Origin of the sequence: Pseudomonas sp. (assembly GCF_050739995.1) — a bacterium.
In the GTDB taxonomy this organism is placed as follows: Bacteria; Pseudomonadota; Gammaproteobacteria; order Pseudomonadales; family Pseudomonadaceae; genus Aquipseudomonas.
The window spans coordinates 1-3,355 of the sequence record NZ_JBOICG010000595.1 but is presented as its reverse complement, the minus strand read 5'-3'; the positions used below and the strand labels follow the sequence as shown (position 1 = coordinate 3,355).

Below are 3,355 nucleotides of genomic sequence, written 5' to 3'. Positions count from 1 at the left end.
ATCAAAATGTGGGAGCTGGCTTGCCTGCGATGGCGGAGTGCCAAGCTACAAATCCGTAGCTGATGTACCGTTATCGCAGGCAAGCCTGCTCCCACATTTGAACGATGTTCGGCTCAAGAAAGGGGGTACAGCGCGTCATCGAACTGTGCCAGCCTTGGGAACACCAGGGGCTGATCATCCGCCAACCCTTGTAGCCTTTGATCGTACTCCACCAGGAAATCCTGCCGTGCCTCAGCACTGATGTACGGCACATGCCACGCCACAAACGGCGCCAGCACGTCATACCCCACGTACGCCAGCGTACCGCGCAGGATCGGTCGCAACATGTCCTCCAGCGGCCCATGCACCGCGCCCTCGCCGAACATATGCTCACGCCCGCCCAGGGTCACTGTGACCAGCGCCCGCTTGCCCGCCAACCCACCCTGGTCGTAGAAACGCTTGCCGCCATAACACACACCCGACACCAGCACTCGGTCGATCCAGCCCTTGAGCATCGCCGGTGCCGAGAACCAGAAGATCGGAAAGTTGAGGATCAGCAGGTCGGCCCACAACAGCTTGTCCAGCTCAGCCTGGATATCCGCTGCGATCGACTGCTTCTTGACACCCAGACGCTGCTCCAGGGCGTACACCAGATAATCGGGGTTTTCCCGCGACGAAAAATCCGCCGCCGACGCTACCGGATTCCACTGCATGGCGTACAGATCACTGACCTTTACCGCATGTCCCTGGCCTTCCAGCGTGGCGACGGCCTGGTCACGCAAGGCAGCCGTAAACGACTGCGGTTCAGGGTGCGCGTGAACAATCAAAACCTTCATGTGAACTCCTCAAGCGGTGTGCGCGGCCCGTTGGGCCAGCAAATGATCAAGCCAGTCCGGGTCCATCTCCGGTTCCGATGAAAACAGCAGGCCGGTGTAGTCCTGATACGGCGGGGTAAAAATCGTACTGCGGCTGCCGTGGTCCACCACCCTGCCCCGCTGCATCACCACCACTTCATCGGCAATCGCCCGTACAGTGGCGACGTCGTGGGTGATAAACAGATAGGCCACGCCCAGTTGCTGTTGAATGCGGTTGAGCAGCTTCAGCACGCCCTCGGCCACTAATTGATCAAGGGCCGAAGTGACTTCGTCGCAGATGATCACCTGTGGCTCGGCTGCCAGGGCACGAGCAATGCAGATGCGCTGCTTCTGCCCACCGGACAGTTCCCGTGGCTGTCGCTCCATGAACGTTGCCGGGTCCAGTTCGATCATCTCCAGCAGCTCGGCAACGCGGGCGCGCATCGCCTTGCCCCTCAGCCCCAGATAGAACGTCAGCGGCCGGCCGATAATATCGACGATGCGCTGGCGTGGGTTCAGTGCGGTATCGGGAATCTGGTAGATCATCTGGATACGCCGCAACTGCTCTTTGCTGCGCTGCCGAAAATCCACCGGCAGCGCCTCGCCGTCATACAGTACGTGCCCCGCCGTGGCCGGCAGCAGCCCGGTAATCAGGCGTGCAGTAGAACTTTTGCCGCTGCCCGACTCGCCAATCACCGCCAGGGTCTGACCACGGTAAAGCTGCATCGACACCTCATGCAGCACCGGTTGATGCCCGTAGCTGGCACTCGCCTGACACACCTCCAGTAACGGCCTTTCCTGGGCCGGGCACACCTTGGGCTCCGTACGAAAACTGCGCACCGCCCACAGGGACTTGGTGTAGTCCTGCTGCGGCTGGCTGAGCATGCTGCGGGTGTCTGCCTCTTCCACCAGTTTGCCGTGACGCAGCACCATGATGCGGTCGGCCATCTGTGCAACCACCGCCAGGTCGTGACTGATGTACAGCGCGGCACTGCCAAAAGTTTTCACCGCATCACGGATCGCCGACAGCACTTCAATCTGGGTGGTGACGTCGAGGGCCGTGGTGGGTTCATCGAAGATGATCAGATCGGGGTGACAGGCCATCGCCATCGCCGTCATCACCCGTTGCAACTGCCCGCCGGACACTTGATGAGGATAACGCTGGCCGATGGCCTCGGGGTTGGGAAGGCGCAGCACGCGGTACAGTTCAACCGCTTCACGCTCGGCCTGGGCACGGCTGATACCTCCGTTGATCACCGCCGTCTCCACATGTTGATCGATCAGGCGATGGGCCGGATTGAAGGATGCTGCTGCGCTTTGCGCCACATAGGCGATACGCAAGCCGCGCAACTGGCGCAGCGCTTCCGGCTTGGCCTGCAGCAACTGAATACCGTCAAAACACACTGAGCCACCGATGATCCGGCAACCCTCTCGCGCGTAACCCATCGCCGCCAAGCCGAGTGTGGACTTGCCCGCCCCCGACTCGCCGATCAGTCCCAACACCTCGCCGCGCTGCAAGGTCAGGTCAATGCCCTTGATCAGCGGATGCCAGGCCTCTTCGTAATGCCCCTCAATCTGCAGGTTGCGGATTTCCAGCAATGGCTTTTCCATCCTCAACACTCCTTCAGGCCGCTGGATTTATGCAGTACCCAGTCAACGACAAAGTTCACGCTGACGGTGATCAACGCGACCGCCAAGGCCGGCAACAGCGGGCTGATATCACCAAAGGTGATCAACACCGCGTTGTCGCGGACCATGCTGCCCCAATCGGCAGTCGGTGGTTGAATGCCCAGGCCCAGGAACGACAACGCGCTGATGAACAGGAACACAAAGCAGAAACGCAGGCCGAATTCGGCAATCAGCGGCGCGGCGGCGTTGGGCAGCACTTCGCGTGTCACCAGCCACCACAAGCCCTCGCCACGCAGGCGTGCAGCTTCGACGAAGTCTTGCACCACCACGGTCATCGCCACGGCGCGAGACAGTCGAAACACCCGGGTCGAATCCAGCAGGGCGATCACCAGCACCAGCGAAGTGGCGTTGGTCCCCACCACACTGAGGATCAACAACGCAAAGATCAGTTGCGGGATGGCCATGAGCACATCCACCACCCGCGACAACCCCTGGTCGATCCAACCGCCCTTGATCGCCGCCACCAAGCCGCTCAAGCCGCCCAGCAAAAACGCCAATGTAGTGGTCAGGAACGCGATGCCCAGTGTGTTGCGCGCACCGTACACCAGGCGGCTGAACATATCGCGCCCCAGGTTATCGGTGCCCAGCAAAAACTGGCCGCTCCACGGCGCGAAGCCCTCGCCCACCACCTGGGTTTCGCCATAAGGCGCCAGCAACGGGGCGAACAGCGCCACCGCGATGTACAACACAATGATCAGCAGGCCGAACTTGGCGCTCAACGGCGCCCTGGTCACGTGGCTCAACAGGCTCATGGTCTACCCCTTCGGATGCATCAGGCGTGGGTTGCTGGCGATGGACAACACGTCCGCCCCGGTGTTGAGCAGGATGTAGGT

General features: G+C 61.2%; 3 protein-coding genes. All 3 read right to left on the bottom strand.

The window, feature by feature from the left end:
- Positions 1 to 113 precede the first annotated feature (113 nt).
- The 3 genes from ACRESD_RS19845 to ACRESD_RS19835 are packed head-to-tail and all read right to left on the bottom strand — an operon-like array spanning position 114 to position 3,274.
- Positions 114 to 815 carry an NAD(P)H-dependent oxidoreductase gene (locus ACRESD_RS19845; protein WP_431752455.1) on the bottom strand — a complete coding sequence of 234 codons (702 nt, stop codon included), beginning with the start codon at positions 813 to 815 and terminating at the stop codon, positions 114 to 116.
- 9 nt (positions 816 to 824) lie between these two features.
- Positions 825 to 2,444, bottom strand: coding sequence for an ABC transporter ATP-binding protein (locus tag ACRESD_RS19840; protein ID WP_431752454.1), 1,620 nt, complete (start codon positions 2,442 to 2,444; stop codon positions 825 to 827).
- 2 nt (positions 2,445 to 2,446) lie between these two features.
- Positions 2,447 to 3,274 carry an ABC transporter permease gene (locus tag ACRESD_RS19835; protein ID WP_431752453.1) on the bottom strand — a complete coding sequence of 276 codons (828 nt, stop codon included), beginning with the start codon at positions 3,272 to 3,274 and terminating at the stop codon, positions 2,447 to 2,449.
- Between the last annotated feature and the right edge of the window lie 81 nt (positions 3,275 to 3,355).